General features: G+C 70.8%; 15 protein-coding genes. 4 read left to right on the top strand and 11 right to left on the bottom strand.

Features of this window, described 5'->3' with window-relative positions; translation table 11 throughout:
• Positions 1 to 165: 165 nt before the first annotated feature.
• Positions 166 to 582, bottom strand: coding sequence for a hypothetical protein (locus HDA39_RS26175; RefSeq protein WP_184799408.1), 417 nt, complete (start codon positions 580 to 582; stop codon positions 166 to 168).
• Entirely contained in the window at positions 579 to 1,205 is a 627-nt protein-coding gene (locus HDA39_RS26170; RefSeq protein ID WP_184799406.1) for a nucleotidyltransferase domain-containing protein, read from the bottom strand. The genes HDA39_RS26175 and HDA39_RS26170 overlap by 4 nt, the downstream gene beginning before the upstream one ends.
• A gap of 444 nt (positions 1,206 to 1,649) precedes the next feature.
• On the opposite strand from HDA39_RS26170, the gene HDA39_RS26165 reads away from it, so the two are divergent.
• On the top strand, positions 1,650 to 2,042 hold the full coding sequence (locus tag HDA39_RS26165) for a hypothetical protein (protein WP_184799404.1): 393 nt from the start codon (positions 1,650 to 1,652) through the stop codon (positions 2,040 to 2,042).
• 21 nt (positions 2,043 to 2,063) lie between these two features.
• Here HDA39_RS26165 and HDA39_RS26160 read toward each other — a convergent pair whose 3' ends face one another.
• The 3 genes from HDA39_RS26160 to HDA39_RS26150 all read right to left on the bottom strand — a co-directional run bounded on the left by HDA39_RS26160 (position 2,064) and on the right by HDA39_RS26150 (position 6,573).
• Positions 2,064 to 3,236, bottom strand: a complete 1,173-nt coding sequence (locus HDA39_RS26160) for a hypothetical protein (protein WP_184799402.1) — start codon at positions 3,234 to 3,236, stop codon at positions 2,064 to 2,066.
• A gap of 98 nt (positions 3,237 to 3,334) precedes the next feature.
• A complete protein-coding gene (locus HDA39_RS26155; RefSeq protein WP_184799400.1) occupies positions 3,335 to 3,850 on the bottom strand; it encodes a hypothetical protein in 516 nt (171 codons plus the stop codon).
• Positions 3,850 to 6,573 (bottom strand): hypothetical protein, encoded by a 2,724-nt coding sequence (locus tag HDA39_RS26150; protein WP_184799398.1) that lies wholly within the window; start codon positions 6,571 to 6,573, stop codon positions 3,850 to 3,852. Before HDA39_RS26150 ends, HDA39_RS26155 begins: the two co-directional genes overlap by 1 nt.
• A gap of 233 nt (positions 6,574 to 6,806) precedes the next feature.
• Between HDA39_RS26150 and HDA39_RS26145 the strand changes: the two genes are divergently transcribed.
• Positions 6,807 to 9,140 carry a kinetoplast-associated-like protein gene (locus tag HDA39_RS26145; RefSeq protein WP_238356150.1) on the top strand — a complete coding sequence of 778 codons (2,334 nt, stop codon included), beginning with the start codon at positions 6,807 to 6,809 and terminating at the stop codon, positions 9,138 to 9,140.
• 72 nt (positions 9,141 to 9,212) lie between these two features.
• On the top strand, positions 9,213 to 10,163 hold the full coding sequence (locus HDA39_RS26140) for a DivIVA domain-containing protein (protein WP_184799394.1): 951 nt from the start codon (positions 9,213 to 9,215) through the stop codon (positions 10,161 to 10,163).
• 80 nt (positions 10,164 to 10,243) lie between these two features.
• On the opposite strand, the gene HDA39_RS26135 is transcribed toward HDA39_RS26140, so the two are convergent.
• Positions 10,244 to 11,137, bottom strand: a complete 894-nt coding sequence (locus HDA39_RS26135) for an A/G-specific adenine glycosylase (protein ID WP_184799392.1) — start codon at positions 11,135 to 11,137, stop codon at positions 10,244 to 10,246.
• A 32-nt stretch (positions 11,138 to 11,169) separates the two neighbouring features.
• Between HDA39_RS26135 and HDA39_RS26130 the strand changes: the two genes are divergently transcribed.
• Positions 11,170 to 11,877 (top strand): superantigen-like protein SSL4, encoded by a 708-nt coding sequence (locus HDA39_RS26130; RefSeq protein ID WP_184799390.1) that lies wholly within the window; start codon positions 11,170 to 11,172, stop codon positions 11,875 to 11,877.
• Positions 11,878 to 11,886: 9 nt separating this feature from the next.
• On the opposite strand, the gene HDA39_RS26125 is transcribed toward HDA39_RS26130, so the two are convergent.
• From HDA39_RS26125 to radA, 5 genes are all read right to left on the bottom strand, one after another.
• Positions 11,887 to 13,398: a DHA2 family efflux MFS transporter permease subunit gene (locus HDA39_RS26125; RefSeq protein ID WP_184799388.1), complete on the bottom strand. Its 1,512-nt coding sequence runs from the start codon at positions 13,396 to 13,398 to the stop codon at positions 11,887 to 11,889.
• Positions 13,374 to 13,946, bottom strand: a complete 573-nt coding sequence (locus HDA39_RS26120) for a helix-turn-helix transcriptional regulator (protein ID WP_184799386.1) — start codon at positions 13,944 to 13,946, stop codon at positions 13,374 to 13,376. The genes HDA39_RS26125 and HDA39_RS26120 overlap by 25 nt, the downstream gene beginning before the upstream one ends.
• A gap of 123 nt (positions 13,947 to 14,069) precedes the next feature.
• The gene (gene disA / locus HDA39_RS26115) at positions 14,070 to 15,164 is read right to left on the bottom strand and encodes a DNA integrity scanning diadenylate cyclase DisA (protein ID WP_337925897.1); all 1,095 of its coding nucleotides are present in this window, start codon (positions 15,162 to 15,164) and stop codon (positions 14,070 to 14,072) included.
• Positions 15,165 to 15,497: 333 nt separating this feature from the next.
• Entirely contained in the window at positions 15,498 to 16,433 is a 936-nt protein-coding gene (locus HDA39_RS26110; RefSeq protein WP_184799384.1) for a beta-ketoacyl-ACP synthase III, read from the bottom strand.
• Positions 16,434 to 16,535: 102 nt separating this feature from the next.
• The gene (gene radA, locus HDA39_RS26105; RefSeq protein WP_184799382.1) at positions 16,536 to 17,948 is read right to left on the bottom strand and encodes a DNA repair protein RadA; all 1,413 of its coding nucleotides are present in this window, start codon (positions 17,946 to 17,948) and stop codon (positions 16,536 to 16,538) included.
• Positions 17,949 to 17,960 lie beyond the last annotated feature (12 nt).

Raw genomic sequence — 17,960 nt, 5'->3', positions numbered from 1 at the left:
CAGCACCACGAAGCACCCCGCGGACCCAGGTGGTCCGCGGGGTGCTTTGTTGTTTGCTGCTGATGCATTCACCGCACGCGCGCCCCGCCGGTCGCCGCGAGCGCTCCGGCGACAACTCCGGGCGACACCTACGGACTAATCGTTGCTTAGAGCAACTTATTGCGCTCAGCGGTCCAGTGCGCGAGCGGCGCCGTCGACCAGGGTGCCGGCATGGCGGATCGCGGCCTTGGCCTGCTGGGAGCTGACGAACACCATGCCGTAGTGCGCGCCGTCCTTGACGTCGAGCAGGCGGCCGAGGGCGCGGGCGAGAGTCCGGCCGTCATCACCGGCCTCGGTGATGAGCTGGATCGCCTGGCGGTGATCCTGGCCGCGGGAACGTTGACCGAGCGCGGCGCAGCAGGCCGCGTCCGCGGCGACGATGCCGGCGAGTACTGCGAGAGCAGCAGACACGTTCGGGTTGGCGAGTTCGTCGCTCTCGGCGCCGACTAGTTCGGCGACGTCGAGGAAAGCGCGGGCCTGGCCGAGCCGCACGGTGGCCTGGGCGCGATTGCAGTCCTGGGTTCTGGCCGCGGGCGGGGTCACTCCTGTCCTCCGTGCATGATCTCGTTCCGCAGATGGCGGAACTGGGGTCCGTACACGGCAACCGAGTCGGTCAGCCAGTCATTGAGGATGGGCTCTGCCGCCGCGAAATGGCGTCCCAGGTCGGCGTTGCTGAGCGCATAGGTCTGCAGGTGGTTGCCCGTCCAGGCATGAACCTGCTCGGCCAACTCTCCGACCTGGTCGGTCCACTGGGGTGGAAGGTCGTCGTACCGGTGGACAAGGAGAAGGTCGACGTCGCTGTCCAGATCGCCGTCGCCACGGGCAGTGGAGCCGAAGACGCCGGCGTGGATCGGAGGGACTGCCCAGTCCTTGATCGCCGTACCGATCCGGTCGAACAGTTCCTGACGCAGGCGGGTCAACTCGATGACCGGCCTGGCAGCGAGGTGCTCGCGGTTCAGGGAGAACTGAATGCTGCCGCCGACCTGATTGGCAATCACCAGTCCCGTGGCGGCCAGGCGGTGCAGCACTCTTCGGGTCCCTGTCTCGCTGCCACCGGAGGCGAGTTGGTGGACCCGGCGGCCTGTCAGCGGCTGGGTGGTCCGCGCGAGCACGGTCAGGACCAGTCCGTCCAGGGTCGGGATCACGGTGTTGATGGGGAGCGACATGTCCATCTCGGTGCCCTCGATTGTCAGTGCCGGTATCAGCACTATTCTACCGATATCAGCACTATTGTGTTGATATCGGGCTTATTGTGAGGATAGCGTACACTGCTCCACTCTAAGTAGTCAGGATGTTGGTTCAGGCCGCCTTCGGGATGACGGTGAGCTCGGGCAGCGGCGTGCCTGGGGCAGCGGTGGTGGGGGAGCGTCGGTGACAATGAGTGGGCACTTGTAGCGAGTTGCTGACAGCGCCGAGCTCGTTGGGAGGCCGGGATGGGACGCCGTAAGCATCGGGCGAAGGCGCTGGTTGCGGGGTGGTGGCGGGTGCTGGCTGCGGTGCTGGGGGTGGTGGTTGTGGCGGGGGCTGCGGCGGGTGTGGTGGTTTGGCGGGGTGGGGGTGAGTTGCCTTGGGGTGGGAAGTTTCAGGCGCCGGGGGATGGAGTGAGTCCGATGGTGGAGCGGGTGGTGCAGATCGGTTCGCCGCAGGCGGGTGGGCAGGTTTCGCGGGTGGAGCGGTTGGTGGGGACTGTGCGGGGGATGCGGGCGGGGGAAGAGGTGTGGGTGCTGGTTCGGCAGTCGGGGGTGGGCCAGGCGTACTACCCGGCTTCGGGGCCATGTCTGAGTGTGGGCGAGGCGCTGACGTGTCCGGACGTGACGATCGGCGGTACGGCGTCGACCGGGACCTTCGAGTTGGTGCCGGTGATGGTGGACGGCGCTGGTCAGCGGGAGATGGTGGACTACCTGCGGGGTGCGGGGAAGCAGTCCAGTGGGCCGGGGTTGGCGCGGTTGCCGCAGGGGATGGTCGCGCAAGGGCCGACGGTCACGGTGTCCCGTCGGCCCTGAAACCTGGTACAGACCGGGCGGCTAGGCGCACGTCGTACAGGACTTACGGCGGCGGTAGTAGTAGGCGGCGGTGGCGACGGCCAGCGACCCTCCCCAGAGTGGGAACGGGAACAGCAGGAGATTGCCGACGTTGGTGACGACCGAGGATTCGGGGAGCCAGAGCAACTGGACCATGGAGATGCTGCTGACCAGCAGGAGGGCGGCGGCTGAGGCGGCGGGGATGACGGCGGCCTTGATCGCCACCGGACGGCCGGCCAGGAACGGGATCCAGCGGGGCCAGACTTCGCCCCAGGGGCGGATCAGGCCGAGGGTGACGATGCCGGAGGCCAGGGCGATCAGGCCGAGGCCCAGGCCGAAGAGTTTCAGGCCGGGGTCGGCGTCGAGGTCGGAGGCCTCGATGCCCAGGCCGACCGGGTTCGGCAGGAGCCAGGTCATCCGGAGCAGGGCGTAGGGCATCGGGCAGAGCACGGCGACGATCGTCGCCCAGAAGCCCCAGCGGCGGGCGACCTCCGGCCGGGTCCACCAGGCACCGGGACGGCCACAGTCGACGCAGCGGCCTCGAGCCGTACGCAGACCCCGTACGCCGAGCACCGCCCAGCCGACGCCGAGCAGGAACGCCCCGAAGACGAAGAGCGGTTGGGTGCCGACCCGCTCCGGTACGTCGGCCAGCGCCGACCCGAGGTTGCGGAACGCCTGCCAGTCGAACAGCCCGGTGGTGAACTGCACGACACCGGCCAGCGCGAGTACGCCGAGCAGGAGCGCCCGGGTGACCGGCTGACGCCAGGCGCCGGCCACCAGGAAGCCGAAGCCGACCGGGAGCCCGACGAGGACCAGCAGGTACCCGGTGACGATCACCACGCTCATGGTCGGCGCAAGCAGGCCGAAGACGACGGCCTGGGCGGCGGTGAAGAGCAGCAGCGGCCGGTACGCCGACGGCGTCCACGTGGTCTGTGTGTGACCCCACGCGGCCGGTACGCCGAGTACGCCGAGCACCGCGACCAGCCCGGCCCCGAGGTCCTGGGAGACGAAGGCCAGCGGCGAGACCTTGTCGCCGTCCGTGCCGGTCGGGCCGAAGGGGTACCAGTCGGCGCCGAGCAACCAGGCGACCCCGAGGACGCCGTACAGAAGGGACAGGGCGGCGACTGCCACCGGGAGGCGGCTCGTGCGGGTAGGTAGTGCGGTGGTGCTGGTCATGTGGATCCTCCGGTGCTCGTGTGCTTCCACGGTGCGACCGGAGGGGCCTCGAGCGCCTCCGTCCTGCGAGGGGTTCGGTTCCCTCGCACGGGTGAACTTCAGCGGTTCTGGCGGAGCCGCCGTACGGCGGTGGCGAGGGCCTCGGCGTCCGGCTCGACCGGGTGCGGGTGGTCCGCGATGAGCTGGGCGCTGGCGCAGAGGACCCAGATCAGACCGGTGACCAGGGCCACCGCGGGACCAGGGCCGGGCCAGGTGTCGCTGAGGGCGCTGGCGGTGTTGGCCTGCCAACCGCCGGCTGCGTAGATCAGCGCGACGACTCCGGAGACAGCAGTCGCCGCCTGCGCCAGCTGGCCGGGCCGGAGAGCCAGAGCCAGTACGGCGGCCAGCAGCCCAGCCAGCCAGGCAAGAGCCAGCGTCGGCTGGGTCTCGATGCCCAGCTGCCACACGGACTGGCCGAGCCGTCGGCTGAAGGCCCACGGCAGCAGGAGGGCCACTCCAGCAGGCAGTGTGGCGAGCAACGTGGCCACGGCAAACCAACGGTGCTGTACGACGCCCAGCCGCTTCTCCGCGGCAGCCAGCTTGTCCGGCAGCACCTCATCAGGCAGCTCTGGCATCACCGAACCTCCAGACGGATCACGTCGTGGCCCAGCTCGAAGTACAGCGTGCTGCCGACGACGGTCACCTCGTCCGCCGCTTGCGGCACACCGTCGGCCGGCCCGGCGATCACGGTGACCCGGCCCGGCCCGTCGACCCGTGTGAGGTGCGTGCCGTCGTACACCCAGGGCCTGCCGTCCGGCCCGGTGAACCAGCTGCCGTCGGTCGTCCGCTCGGCCGCAGGGACTCCGGGTGCCGACACCGGCCAGCCGGTCGACGAGCCACCGAGCAGGACGGTCTCCCGGCCGTCGGGCTCGACCTGGACCAACCGCTCGTCCACGACCATCGCGATCGCGTCGGACGGCAGCTGGACCAGCGCACGGAGTTTCCCCTTCACCTGAAGGCGTTTCACCGCCGCGCCGTAGAAGTTGTACTGCCCACCACCGATCGCACTGACCAGGAGGTCGCCCGCTGCGGCAGCCGATTCGCCGCGCTGCTCAGGACTCGACGGTAACGGGTCCCGGACCACAGTCGCCCGCCCTGCCTTCAGGTGAACGCCCAGCTCGGTAGACGGCTTGCTACGACTCGCCACGGTCCACCAGAGACCGCCCCGCCCATCAGGAGCCCACACATGCGCGGCATTAGGAACCCGCATCCGCACCAGTCGACCACCAGCATCCAGTGCCAGCTGCGAGCCCGAACCCGGAACCGCCTTGCCTGCTTGGCCTTCCACGTCCACCGGCGGATCCACCACCGGCACAGGCGAGACAACACTCACCCGGTACGGCGTACTGCCGCCAGCCGGCTTCCGCCGATCGCACCGGGCCGATGGCTCACCAGCAGCCGGGTACGACGCCGCTGACGCAGCCGCATCCGGTACGACGAGCACCTGGTCCCCGCCACCCGGCGAGACCCCCAGTACGACGGACCCGTCGGGCCGGGCCTCGATGCTGTCCACACCGGCGACACGCGTCGGCAGCGGCCGCAGTACGCCGTCCGGCGTGACCACTGCGGTCACAGCACTCCCGCCGATCCACAGGTTGCCGCGCACGTCCACCGCGAACGCCTCGACGGTCAACGACGAGCTGGCCATGTCACCGCTCAGCGGACAGCCGGCCGGCGCGACACCGGCGAGCTGCACGGCTCCAGCGCCCGGCCGGCGAAGCGCGAGACCCGTCTGACTCGTCCGCCAGGCGACGGTGCCGTCCGGACCGTGGGAGACCGAGTTGCCGGGAGCACCAGGCCCGGGGTTCACCAGGAAGTCGTCCAGCTTCATCCCGGGCCGCAGGGCCGTAGCCGGGATCTCCCAGCTGCTGGTGCCGCCCCAGATGACGATCGAGCGGTCCGCGTTCCGGTGTGTCAGGGCCGGTCCGGTGCCGCTGGCGAGGACCTCGACGCCAGGTGTCACGTAGTACCGGCCGTCCGGGTCGCGGTGGCTCAGGCTGATGTCCGCCGAGACCAGGTCGAGCGGGACCGACAGGACGGCCCACGGCCGGTTGCCGGCGCCACCGGCGAGCAGCAGCATCCGGTGGTCGGCCACACCGAGCAGAGCCGGCGGAGTGGCGCCATGACTCAGTGCGACCTGCGGGAGGGCGACACCGTCGGCATACGCGAAGACAGTCGAGCCCTCCGACCCGGTCCGGCCGAGCAGCCACTCGCCTGATGAGCCGTCGAGATTGCCGGCGATGGAGTCGAGCGGATCCGACGTACCGATCGCGACGCGCATGCCGAGCGGGTCCTCGAGTTGGCCGCCGTTGAGGTTCAGCAGCCGGTGCGGTGAGCCGGCCACCACCTCAGGCTCGTACGACGCGGCAGTTGCCCGAGGCACGAGCAATCCGCCGAGCACGCCGACCAGGGCAGCGGCCGCGACGAGTGGAAGTTGGCGCAAGGGCAGCAGGGCTAGCACGACGAGCAGTGCGCCCAAGGAGAGCGCAACCCAGGCACCGATGCCCGGCCGGTAGCCGACACCGTCCGGAAGACTTGGGGGGAGTTGGATGAGCGAGTGGAGGGTGCCGGCGACGGTCAGTGCGCCCGTCGCGGCAGCGGCTGGACGTCGTACGAAGGTGGAGGAGAGGGCGAGCGTGCCGAGGGCGAGTACGGCGACGAGCACTGCCCACGGCAACGCGTAGGAGAGCTCCCAGAGCTGGGAGCGGAGCAGACCGGCCTCGGCGCCGGCTGGGCCGAGTGCGACCGGGTCTACCAGCGCGCGCCAGGGCAGCAGAGTCGAGAGGAGGAGGAGTGCTGCGGCTGCCGCTGTCAGGAGCGCCGCAGCGGACCGCCGAGGGGGTCCAGCCGTGACGAAATCGCAGAGCTGGACAAAGGTTGCCCGCAATTCGGACTGGTTCAGCGGCTCGTCCGAAGATTTTTCGGGGCGCTCCGGGAGCAGTTCGTCGACCGGCACATTGCGGGTCGCCCAGTGCGCGCAGACCGACGCCGCGAGCACTCCGGACACGACGACGCCGATCACAGCCGGTGAGGTGGCGCAACCCGATCGGCCCTGGACCACCAGACCAGTCCAGACCACAGCGGTCAGCACGGTAAGTCCCACGGCGGCCCAGCCGCGCACCTGCCGGCGTACCGCGATTCTGTCCGCCCACAAGCGATCCGCGAGGACTACGACGATGATCGCGAGCGGCAGCGCGAGGGCCGGACCACGTCCGCCGACTGGTTGGGTGGTGGCCCGCCAGAGGTAACAGCCTGTACTTGCCGGGCCCGGCAGCAGCACCGAAACCACTGCGACCACAGCGAGTCCGGCGAGTGCTGGACCGTGCCACCCTGTCCGTCGTACGGTCACGCGGTGCCGCAGTCGTTGCGCCTGGAGCAGGCCCGTTGCGGCCTTCGATTCAGTGGGAAGATCACGCAACGGCATAAAAAAGAAGCTACCCGTAGCCGGTTGTGGCTCGTTGTAAGAGCATGACTGCGCCAAGTGGACCCGGACTGTTGGAGAGGGGGCCGGAGATGGAATCATCTCGTCGCATGGACGCACCGCGTCTGCCCTTGACCCAGGAACCGGTCGTCGACGCCGGTTCCTTTGGCGTGCGGCAAGCGGGTGGCGTGCTGGAGCGCGCGCAGCGGATCGCCGACACCTTGCGCGAGCAGGCCGAGCACGAGAACGACTCCGCCCTGCGCGAGGCCGAGCAGGTCCGGACGCAGGCCGAGCAGCTCAAGGCCGAGGCCGAGAGCGCGGCCCAGAAGCTGCGGGGCGACGCGACCGCGTCCGCCCAGCGCCTGCTCGCCGACGCCGACCGTGCGGCCGCGCAGCTGCGGACCGAGGCGGAGGCCGAGTCCGAGCGGGTCCGCGCCGAGGCGGCCGACGAGACCGAGCAGCTGCGGGCGACGGCGACCGCCGAGGTCGCGAAGCTGCGCGCCGACACCGCGGCCGAGGTGACGCGCCTGCGCGACGAAGCGGCCGCGGAGGTCGCGAAGGTCCGGGAAGACGCGACCGGTACGGCGGACCGCCTGAAGTCCGAGTCCGAGTCGGCGGCCGAGCAGTTGCGGGTCGAGGTCGACGACGAGGTGACCCGGCGCCGGAGCGAGTCGGAAGCCGCCGCGGACAAGCTGCGCACCGAGACCCAGACGGCGGCCGACGAGCTGCGGGCGGAGTCGCAGGCCGCGGCGGCCCGGCGGATCGCCGACGCCGAGATGACGGCGGCCCGGATCAAGGCCGGCGCCGACGACCACCGCGGCGAGGCGGAGGCCGCGGCCGAGCAGGTCCGGACCGAGTCGGAGGCGACGGCCGAGAAGTTGCGCGCCGACTCCGAGGCGGCTGCGGCCCAGCTGAAGGCCGACTCCGAAGCGGCGGCCGCGAAGGTTCAGACCGACTCGGAGGCCGCTGCGGCCAAGCTGGTGGCCGATTCCGAGGCCGAGGCGGAGCGGGTGCGGACCGAGTCCGAGGCCGCCGCCGAGAAGCTGAAGGCCGAGACCCAGACGGCTGTCGACAAGCTCAAGGAAGAGACCGAGGCCGCGGCCGCGCGACGGATCGCCGAGGCCGAGACGACCGCGGCGCAGCTCAAGGCCGACGCCGACGAGCTGCTCGTCGAGGCACGCGAAGCCCGCGAGGCCGCGGCGCAGAACGTCGAGCGGGCCGGGCGCGAGGCGCAGCAGCTGGTCGCCGACGCCGGTGAGCAGGCCGCCCTGGTGTCGCAGGCCGCCGTACGGGCCGAGGCCGATCTGATCTCGCGGGCCGAGACCGAGGCGAAGGACCTGCGGGTCTCCGTCGAGCGCGAGGTCGAGGCCGCCCGGGAGAAGGCGCGCGGCGAGATCACCGAGGCGCACGCCGAGATCGAGCGGCTGCGGGGCGAGAACCGGGCCGAGCTCGAACGGCGTACGGCGGAGCTGGAGGAGACCGAGCGGGCCAAGCTGGCCGCGATCTCGCTGGAGATCGACAAGCTCCGGGCCGAGGCCGTCGAGGACATCGGCCGGCAGAAGTCCGAGGCCGCGGCGGCCAACGAGCGGCTGATGGCCGACGCCCGCGCCCAGGCCAAGCTGGTCGTCGACAGCATCGAGGCGGACCGGCGGACGGCGTCCGCGGAGGCGCAGCGGATCGTCGAGGACGCCAACAAGGCGGCCGAGATCGCGATGGCCGAGGCCGAGAAGCAGACCGCGTGGACAAAGAAGACCGTCGCCGAGCTGGTCGCCGCGGCCGAGTCCGAGGCGCAGGCGATCCGGGACAAGGCCGGGACCGAGGCCGTCGAGCTGATGCGCGAGAAGCGCGCCCACCTGCGCCGCGTGATCAGCCGCTCGACCAGTCGGCTGAAGGCGACCCAGGAAGAGATCACCCGGCAGAACGCCGAGCAGACCACCCAGGCCAACGCCGCGCTCAAGCAGGCGACCGCGCAGGCCGAGGCCGCGATGGAGAACGCCGGTCAGCAGGCCGAGCGGGTCACCGTCCAGGCGCAGGCCAAGGCCGAGCGGCTGAAGGCGACCGCCGAGGCCGAGTCCCAGGAGATCGTCGACCGGGCCAACCGCCGGGTCGCCGAGGCCGAGGCGAGCACGCAGGTACTGCGCGAGCGCGCGGCGAACGACCTGGCCGACGCGCAGCGCCAGTCGCACGACCTGATCCGCAAGTCCCGCGCCGACGCGCAGCAGCTCGAGGCGCAGGCCCGCGCGCACGCCGACGAGCTGCGGTCGCAGGCCCGAAAACTTCTCGCCGACGCCGAGGCGAGGGTCGCCGCGCTGAACCAGCGCCGCGACGAGATCACCAAGGAGCTCACCCAGCTTTCGGGTGTGATCGAGGCACTCGCTGTACCCGGCTTCCGCGTTGATGGTGGAATGTCCTCCAGCGAGGGTTCCACGGGGGAATCAGGATGAGGACGTGACAGTCAGATCCTTGTCAGTGACAATGTGTGATCCACCCACCAGTCGAAGTGAGCATCTGAAGACATGAGCAGTGAAGCACCAACCCCGTTCCGCACCGTTCTGCGTGGCTACGAGCCGGCCCAGGTGGATCAGCACGTTCGGGAGCTGACCACCTCGCTGACCGCCCTCCAGCAGCAGTCCGAGCAGCTGCAGCGCCACGTACAGGAGCTGCAGACCCGGACCGACGCGGCCGAGTCGGCTGTCATTTCGGCGCAGGAGGACAACAAGGACCGTGCGCCGACGTTCACCGAGTTCGGTGAGCGGGTCGCCAAGATCCTGTCGCTGGCCGACGACGAGGCGCGCGACCTGGTCACCCGGGCCCGGACCGACGCCGAGGCGATCGTCGCCGACGCCGAGGCGCACGCGAAGAAGGTCCGCAAGGAGGCCGAGCAGTACTCCCTGGACTGGAAGAGCGAGGTCGACGCCGAGGCCGCCCGGATCCTCGAGGAGGCCCGGACCCAGGCCGACGACATGCGCGACGAGGCCGAGCGCGACGCGAACGCGCGGCGCAGCGAGGCGCAGGCCCTGTACGAGCAGGAGCGGGCCAAGTCCGCCCAGGCCGCGGCTGCCTTCGAGACCACCCTGGCCGAGCGCCGCGGCAAGGTCGAGCAGGAGTTCGCCGCCCGGACGGCGCTGGCCGAGCAGCAGCTGGCCGCGGTCACCGACCGCGCGGCTCAGGTGCAGCGCGAGGCCGACCGGTCCCGGTCCGAGGCGGAGCGCCTGGCCCAGCAGCAGCTGGCCGACGCGAACCGTCAGGCGCAGGAGATCGTCGCCGCCGCGAAGGACAAGTCCGAGCGGATCCGCGCCGAGTCCGAGCGTGAGCTCGCCGCCGCGACGCAGCGCCGGGACAGCATCAACGCGCAGCTGACCAACGTCCGCCAGATGCTGGCGACGCTGTCCGGCAGCCCGGCGATGCCGCTCGACCTGCTCGCCGACGACGAGGACGAGACGGCCACGTCGAGCAAGAAGAACTGAGCAGACTCCACCACTGCTCCGTCGCGTTGAGGCCGGCCCTCCCCGCAAGGGGAGAAGCCGGCCTCAAGCATGTCTTTTTTCTAGTGAGGTAGTTGGTAGCGGTTGCGAGGCAACGGCTCGACCAAACCGTCTGCGACCAGACCGTCCAACGCTCTTTCGCGTTGGATCTCCTCCGGCCAGCAGGCGTCCAGGGACTTCTTCGGGACTGGGCCGGTGGCAGCGCGGAGTACGGCGAGGAGTCGGCCTCTGACCTGGCGGTCGGTGCCTTCGTAGGTCTGGCCTTTGCGGGGTGGACCGTCGTACGGCGGGGAGCCGGCCAAGATCCAGGCGCACTGAGTGCTGATCGGGCATTGGGTGCAGCGGGGGACTCGGGCGGTGCAGACCAGGGCACCGAGCTCCATGGTGGCTACGGCCCAGCGGGCAGCGACAGTCGGGTCAGAGGGCAGTGCAGCAACCGCCAGGCGCTGGTCGGCAGCAGTGGGGGAGATGGTGGGCTGTGCGACACCGGTGAGGGCCCGGGCGAAGACCCGGCGCACGTTGGTGTCCACGACAGCGTGCCGCTGGCCGAAGGCGAACGACGCGATGGCAGCCGCCGTGTAGGTCCCCACCCCGGGCAGCGCGAGCAGAGCGGCGTGGTCCGACGGCACCTCCCCGCCGTGCAGCTCCACGATCGCCTTGGCGGCCGCGTGGAGCCGTAGGGCCCTCCGGGGGTAGCCGAGCCGGTCCCAGGCTCGTACAGCCTCACCAGGCGGCTCTGCGGCCAGGTCACCCGGCTTGGGCCACCGCCGCATCCACACCTCGTACGCAGGCAGCACCCGCGCGACCGGTGTCTGCTGCAGCATGAACTCGCTGACCATCACCGCCCACGCCCCGGCGTCCGGCTCCCGCCAGGGCAGCGTGCGGGCGTTGACGGCGTACCACTGCAGCACGGGGGCGTGCAAGGCCGAAGCGAGGGAAAGCGGCGAGTCTGACATGTCGGGCTCAATCCTGACACTAAGGTGCGGACATGAGCAGCATGCTCCGTCCGGTCGGGCACCTGCCTGCCAGCGTCTACTGGTTCCGCAGGGGCCTGCTGCTGGTCGCCCTGGTGGTCGTCCTGGTGCTGTTCGGCCGACTGATCGGCGGGGGCGGCGACAAGCCGGAGAATACGGCGGCCGGCAGCCCGCAGCAGGGCGAGACGCCCGCAGCCCCGGTCGACCCGACCAGCACGCCGTCCACCGACGAGCAGACCCCGGCCAAGACCCCGCCGCCCACCGGCAAGCCGACCGGGAAGCCGACGGACAAGCCGAACACCCCGGAGACGCCGAAGACGCCCGAGGCCCCGGAGGCGTGCGCCGGCCGCGACGTCCGGGTGAACGTGCTCCCCGCCGTCCGCTCGATCAAGGACGGCGGCTCGCTGAACTTCGCGATCCAGCTCAGCGCCGTCCGCGGCGAGTGCAAGGCCGCGATCGACCCGACCCTGCTCTCGCTCACGATCACCTCGGGCGCCGACCAGATCTGGTCCACCACCCAGTGCGAGCAGACCGTGCCGCGGGCCACCTTCCTCGTTGCCAAGGGCAAGCAATCCACCAGTACGGTCGCCTGGGACGGACGCCGTTCCGGCCCCGGCTGCCTGCCCGGCCAGCCGGTGGCCAAGCCCGGCACCTACGTGGCCAAGGCCGTGTACGACGGACAGGCGTCCGCCGCACAGGCCTTCTACATCGTCGCTTCCTAGCCCTAGCCCTCAGCCCTGGTCCGAGGCCTTCGCCGTACTCGCGTACGCCTTGTCCTGCAGGTGCAACGGCCGCGTGAAGAACAGCGCGGCGACCAGACCGATGATCAGCACCGCCGCCGGCAGCATCAACGACTGCGCCATCGCGTCGCTGAAGCCCTGGTGGATCGCCTCCGGCAACTTCCCGGCGAAGCTCGGCTCCGACGTACCGCCCGGCGCCGCCGGCAGGTTCGCGGCCAGCCGCGACTCCATCAGTACGGCGATGCCCGCGCTCCCGAGGACCGCGCCGACCTGACGCGTCGTGTTGTAGACGCCGGCGCCCGCGCCGGCCTGGTGGTACGGCAGGTTCCGCGTCGCGGTCGTCCCGAGCGGGGCCCACATGAACCCGTTCGCCACACCCAGCAGCGCGATCGGCAGCAGCAGCTGCCAGATCGGCACGGTCGGCTCCATCACCTGGCTCAGCCAGAACAGCGACACCGAGCAGCACAGCAGTCCGAAGCCCGCGATGAACCGCGGCGGCGCCTTGTCGGTCAGCCGGCCGACGAACGGCGCCAGCGCTCCCGAGATCACGGCCATCGGCACCAGCAGCAACGCCGACCGGGTCGGGCTCAGACCGCGCACGCTCTGGGCGTACAGCATCAGCGGGAACGTCATCGCGGTGATCGCGAAGCCGACGGTGGTGATCGCGGTGTTGGCCAGCGAGAAGTTCCGGTCCTTGAACAGCGACAGCGGCAGCAGTGGCTCGCCCTTGTTCTTCGCCTGCCAGAGCAGGAATCCGGCGATCACCACCAGCCCGGCGATGATCAGCGACCAGACCGAGATCGGCCCGGTGATCTGGCCCCAGTCGTACTTCTGCCCTTCCTGGATCCCGAACACCAGGCAGAACAGGCCGATCGTGGACAGTGCGACGCCGAGCAGGTCGAACCTGTGCTCGTTGGTCGGCAGGTCCGGCACCAGCCGCAGTGCCAGCACGAAGCCGACGATGCCGACCGGCGCGTTGATGAAGAAGATCCACTGCCAGCCGAGCCCGTCGACCAGGACGCCGCCGAGGATCGGGCCGACCAGCGTCGCCACGCCGGCCGTCGCGCCCCACAGGCTCATCGCCCGGCCGCGCTGATCGGCCGGGAAGATCCGGGTGATCACGGCCATCGTCTGCGGCGTCATCAGCGACGCGCCGAGGCCCTGGAAGATCCGGGCCACGATGAGCATCTCGATCGACCCGGTCAGCCCGCACCAGACCGACGCCAGCGTGAACAGCGTCAGACCGGTCAGGTAGAGCTTCTTCGGGCCGAACCGGTCGCCGAGCCGGCCGGTGATCAGCAGCGGTACGGCGTACGCGAGCAGGTAGGCGCTGGTCACCCAGACCACACTGCTGACGTCCGCCTTCAGGTCGGTCAGGATCGCCGGTGTCGCGACCGACACGATGGTCGAGTCCACCAGGATCATGAAGAAGCCGAGCACCAGTGCCCACAGCGCCGGCCAGGGGCGGTCGGTCGGGGTCACCGCTTGCGGCGATGCAGCCATACCAGTTCCTTGCTCTCGATCCGTTGAATGACGCCGGCCAGCCAGTCGCGCTCGGCGGTCAGCTGGTTCCGGTTGAAGTCGGCGGCGATCCAGTACGCCTCCGGTACCCCGCGCTCGTGCACCTCGGCGAGCGCGGTGGCCAGGTCCTCCAGCTCGCGGTCGAGCTGCTCGACCCGGCGCCGGAACCGCTCCACCGCGTCCGCGGGCTCCAGGTTGTGCGCCTCGCTCAGCACGACCGGGAACAGCGGGTACTCGTAGGTGTAGGTCTCGATCCCGGCCTCCACCCGCGCGACCAGCGCCTGCTGACCGGCCGGGGTGATCTCGTACGTCGTCCGCTCGGGCCGGTTGCCGGCGCGCTCGGTGCCGGTCGCCTCGACCAGTTCCTGCCCGGCCAGCCGCTCGACCGTGTGGTAGAGCGAGCCGGGCCGGACCTTGACCAGCCGGTCGTTCCGCCGTTTCAGCAGCACTTGGTACATCTCGTAGGCATGCATCCGCCCCTCGTTCAGCAGCGCCAGGACGGCGATCGCCAGCGGGGTCAGTTCGGCCACGGTTCCTCCATCCGGATTATTCCACGTGGAGTATTACTCATTCGCTGCCGTGGAAGCAACCCGGGCACACAAAAGCGCGGCGCCGGCAGAGAGCTGCCGGCGCCGCGCTGGTGGTGCTGAAGGTCAGACGTACCGCTCGAGGATGCTCGACTCGGCGAGCCGGGACAGGCCCTCGCGGACCGTACGGGCGCGGTTCTCGCCGACGCCGTCGACGGTCTGCAGGTCGTCGATGCTCGCGGCCAGCAGCTTCTGCAGGTGGCCGAAGTGCTCGATCAGGCGGTCGATCACCGCGCCTGGCAGGCGCGGGACCTTCGCGAGCAGCCGGTACCCCCGCGGGGTCACGGCCGCGTCCAGTTGCTCGGCCCCGCCGAGTTGCAGGGCCCGCGCGACCTGGCCGATGTCCAGCAGGTCGGTCGGGCTGACCGCGTCCAGCTCCAGCAGTACGTCGTCCGCCGTCTTGGCCCGGCGGCCGGTCGCGGGCGGCAGGTAGTCGCGAACCACCAGTTCGCGCTCGCCCGCGACGCCGGCGACCAGCTCGTTCAGCTGCAGCGTGAGCAGACGGCCGTCGGTGCCGAGTTCGACCACGTAGCCGTCGATCTCGGTGGCGATCCGGCGGACCATCTCGAGGCGCTGCGCGACGGCCGCGACGTCCCGGACGGTGACCAGGTCCTCGATCTCCAGCGCCGACAGCGTGCCGGAGACCTCGTCCAGGCGCAGCTTGTACCGCTCGAGGGTGGCCAGGGCCTGGTTCGCCCGGGACAGGATCGCGCCGGAGTCCTCGAGCACGTAGCGCTGGTCGTCGACGTACAGCGCGATGATGTGCATCGACTGCGAGACCGAGATGACCGGGAAGCCGGTCTGCCGGGCGACGCGGTCGGCAGTGCGGTGCCGGGTGCCGGTCTCCTCGGTGTGGATCGACGGGTCCGGCATCAGGTGCACGGCGGCGCGCAGCATTCGGCTCATGTCGCGGTCGAGGATGATCGCGCCGTCCATCTTGCTCAGCTCACGCAGGCCGGTGGCGGTGAAGGGCACCTCGATCTCGAACCCACCGGTCGAGATGGAGTCGACCACCTTGTCCTGTCCGAGGACCAGCAGGGCGCCGGTGCGCCCGCGCAGGATTCGTTCCAGGCCTTCGCGCAGCTCGGTACCAGGCGCCACGGCGGCGAGGGTCGCACGCATCCGGGCGTTGGTGCTGTTCTTGTCGGAATTCGGGGCCACGGTCACTGAGTCTATGCGGGTCGGCGCCGTGGTGTGAGCGAAAGGCCCCGGAGCCACGGCTCCTGTCCCGGGCGTCTGCAAACGCCCGTGCATCCGAATGTGCACTCGACGCGTGCACCAACATTTCCCGTCGTCCGTGACCGTGCCGGGGTGTCGTGACGGCCTGGAAGGCTCACAGGTCAACGATCTCGGAGCTGGGGCGAGCGCGAAAAAGTCTTGTCGGCGGTACGGCGCGTCCCGCCGGGAGCGGGGCTCGCGCGTGCCGACTTGTCGCGAGCCGCGGGTGGTCGCGATCACTCAGGAGCCCGCGAGTTGTCGTGGGTACGGCGGGTCTCAGGGGCAGCGGATGATCTGGCCGGCGTACGACAGGCCGCCGCCGAAGCCGAACAGCAGGACCGGGGCGCCGACCGGGATCTCGCGGCGCTCGACCAGCTTGGACAGCGCGATCGGGATGCTGGCCGCCGAGGTGTTGCCGGACTCGACCACGTCGCGGGCGACGACCGCGTTGACCGCGCCGAGCTTCTTGGCCAGCGGCTCGATGATCCGCAGGTTGGCCTGGTGCAGCACGACGCCGCCGAGGTCCTCGGGGGCGATCCCGCCCTTCTCGCAGACCTCCTTGGCGATCGCCGGCAGCTGGGTCGTGGTCCAGCGGAAGACGCTCTGCCCGTTCTGGGCGAACTTGCCGCCGCCTTCGATCCGTACGGCGTCCGACATCTCCGGCACCGAGCCCCACACGACCGGCCCGACCTCCGGCTCGTCACTGGCGACCAGGACGAGCGCGCCGGCGCCGTCGCCGACCAGGACGCAGGTGGTCCGGTCGGTCCAGTCGGTGAAGTCGGTCAGCTTCTCGACGCCGATCACCAGCGCCTTGGACGCGGCGCCGGCGCGGATCGCGTGGTCGGCGGTCGAGAGCGCGTGGCTGAAGCCGGAGCAGGCCGTGTTGATGTCGAGGGCGGCCGGGTGGCCGAGGCCGAGGCGGGCGGCGACGCGGGCGGCGATGTTGGGCGAGCGGTCGATCGCCGTACAGGTGGCGACCACGACGTAGTCGATCTCGGACTTGTCCAGGCCGGCGTTCGCGATCGCCTTCTCGGCGGCCCGCCAGGCCATCTCGTCGACCTGCTCGTCCGGCGCCGCGACCCGGCGCTCCTTGATCCCGACCCGGCTCTGGATCCACTCGTCGTTGGTGTCCACCATCGTGGCGAGCTCGGCGTTGGTGAGCACCCGCTCGGGCTGGTAGTGGCCGAGCGCGACAACTCTGGATCCGGTCATGGGAACTCCTTCGTGGGCGGCCGCGGGGAGGGGTGGGCCGTCCACCAGAGTACGTAATGAGGACCCAGGCCGTGGACACCCGTCTCACCGTTGTGAGACTGGTTACAAGATGCCGGCGGCGTGCATCGCGGCGCGGATGTCGCCCGCGGCGAACACGCGCAGGCCGTACTTGGCCTGCATGTCGAGCGGCTTCAGGTCCTTGCCACGGTTCGGTACGTCGGCCGGCACGATCGCCTTGGTGAACCCGAGCCGGGCCGCTTCGGCCAGCCGCTTCTCCAGCCCGCCGACCCGGCGCACCTCGCCGGCCAGGCCGACCTCGCCGATCGCGATCAGGCCGGGGTGGATCGGCTTGTCGGTGACCGACGACGCGACCGCGATCGCCACCGCCAGGTCCGCGACCGGCTCGGTGATCTTCACCCCGCCGACGGTCGCGACGTACACCTCGTGGTCGTGCAGCTTCACGCCCGCCCGGTTGCCCAGCACGGCCAGCACCATCGCGACCCGCGACGACTCCAGCCCGGACGTCGTACGCCGGGGCTGCGGCGCCGACGACGGCCCGACCAGCGCCTGCACCTCGGCCAGCAACGGCCGCCGGCCCTCCATCATCACCGTCACGCAGGTGCCGGCGACCGGCTCGGAGTGCTCGGAGACGAACAGGCCGGTCGGGTCGCTGACCTCGACGATGCCGGTGTCGACCATGTCGAAGCAGCCGACCTCGTCGGACGGGCCGAACCGGTTCTTGGTCGCGCGCACCATCCGGAAGCCGGAGTGCCGGTCGCCGTCGAACGCGAGCACGACGTCGACCAGGTGCTCCAGCATCCGCGGACCGGCGATCGCGCCGTCCTTGGTGACGTGGCCGACCAGGACGACGGCGATGTTGCGCTCCTTGGCCAGCCGGACCAGCGCACCGGTCACCTCGCGGACCTGCGTGACCCCGCCGGGAGCGCCGTCGACCTCCGGGTGGGCCATCGTCTGCACGGAGTCGATCACCAGGAACGACGGCTCGACGGCGTCGACCTGACCGACGACCGCGCCCAGGTCGGTCTCGGCCGCGAGGAACAGCTCGTCGACCAGCGCGTCGGTGCGCCCGGCCCGCAGCCGGACCTGCGCCGCGGACTCCTCGCCGGAGACGTACAGCGTGCGGTGCCCGTTGCGCGCGGACTGGGCCGCGACCTCGAGCAGCAGCGTGGACTTGCCGACACCGGGCTCACCGGCGAGCAGGATCACCGCGCCCGGGACGACACCGCCGCCGAGCACGCGGTCGAGCTCGCCGATCCCGGTCGCCCGGGACTCGGCCTCGACCGCGGACACCTGCGCGATCGGCATCGCGGGCGACGAGACCGGGCCGGCGGTGATCCGCGCGGCCTTCGGCGCACCGACCTCGACGACCGTGCCCCAGGCCTGGCACTCGCCGCAGCGCCCGATCCAGCGCGCCGCGCTCCAGCCGCACTCCGAGCACTGGAACGGCGACTTGCCCGCCGCCTTCGACTTGGTCTGCCCCGTCGCCTTCACCATGCCCACAACCTA

Source organism: Kribbella italica (assembly GCF_014205135.1).
In the GTDB taxonomy this organism is placed as follows: Bacteria; Actinomycetota; Actinomycetes; order Propionibacteriales; family Kribbellaceae; genus Kribbella; species Kribbella italica.
The sequence above is the reverse complement of the archived record's forward strand: the minus strand, read 5'-3'. Positions and strand labels throughout refer to the sequence as shown.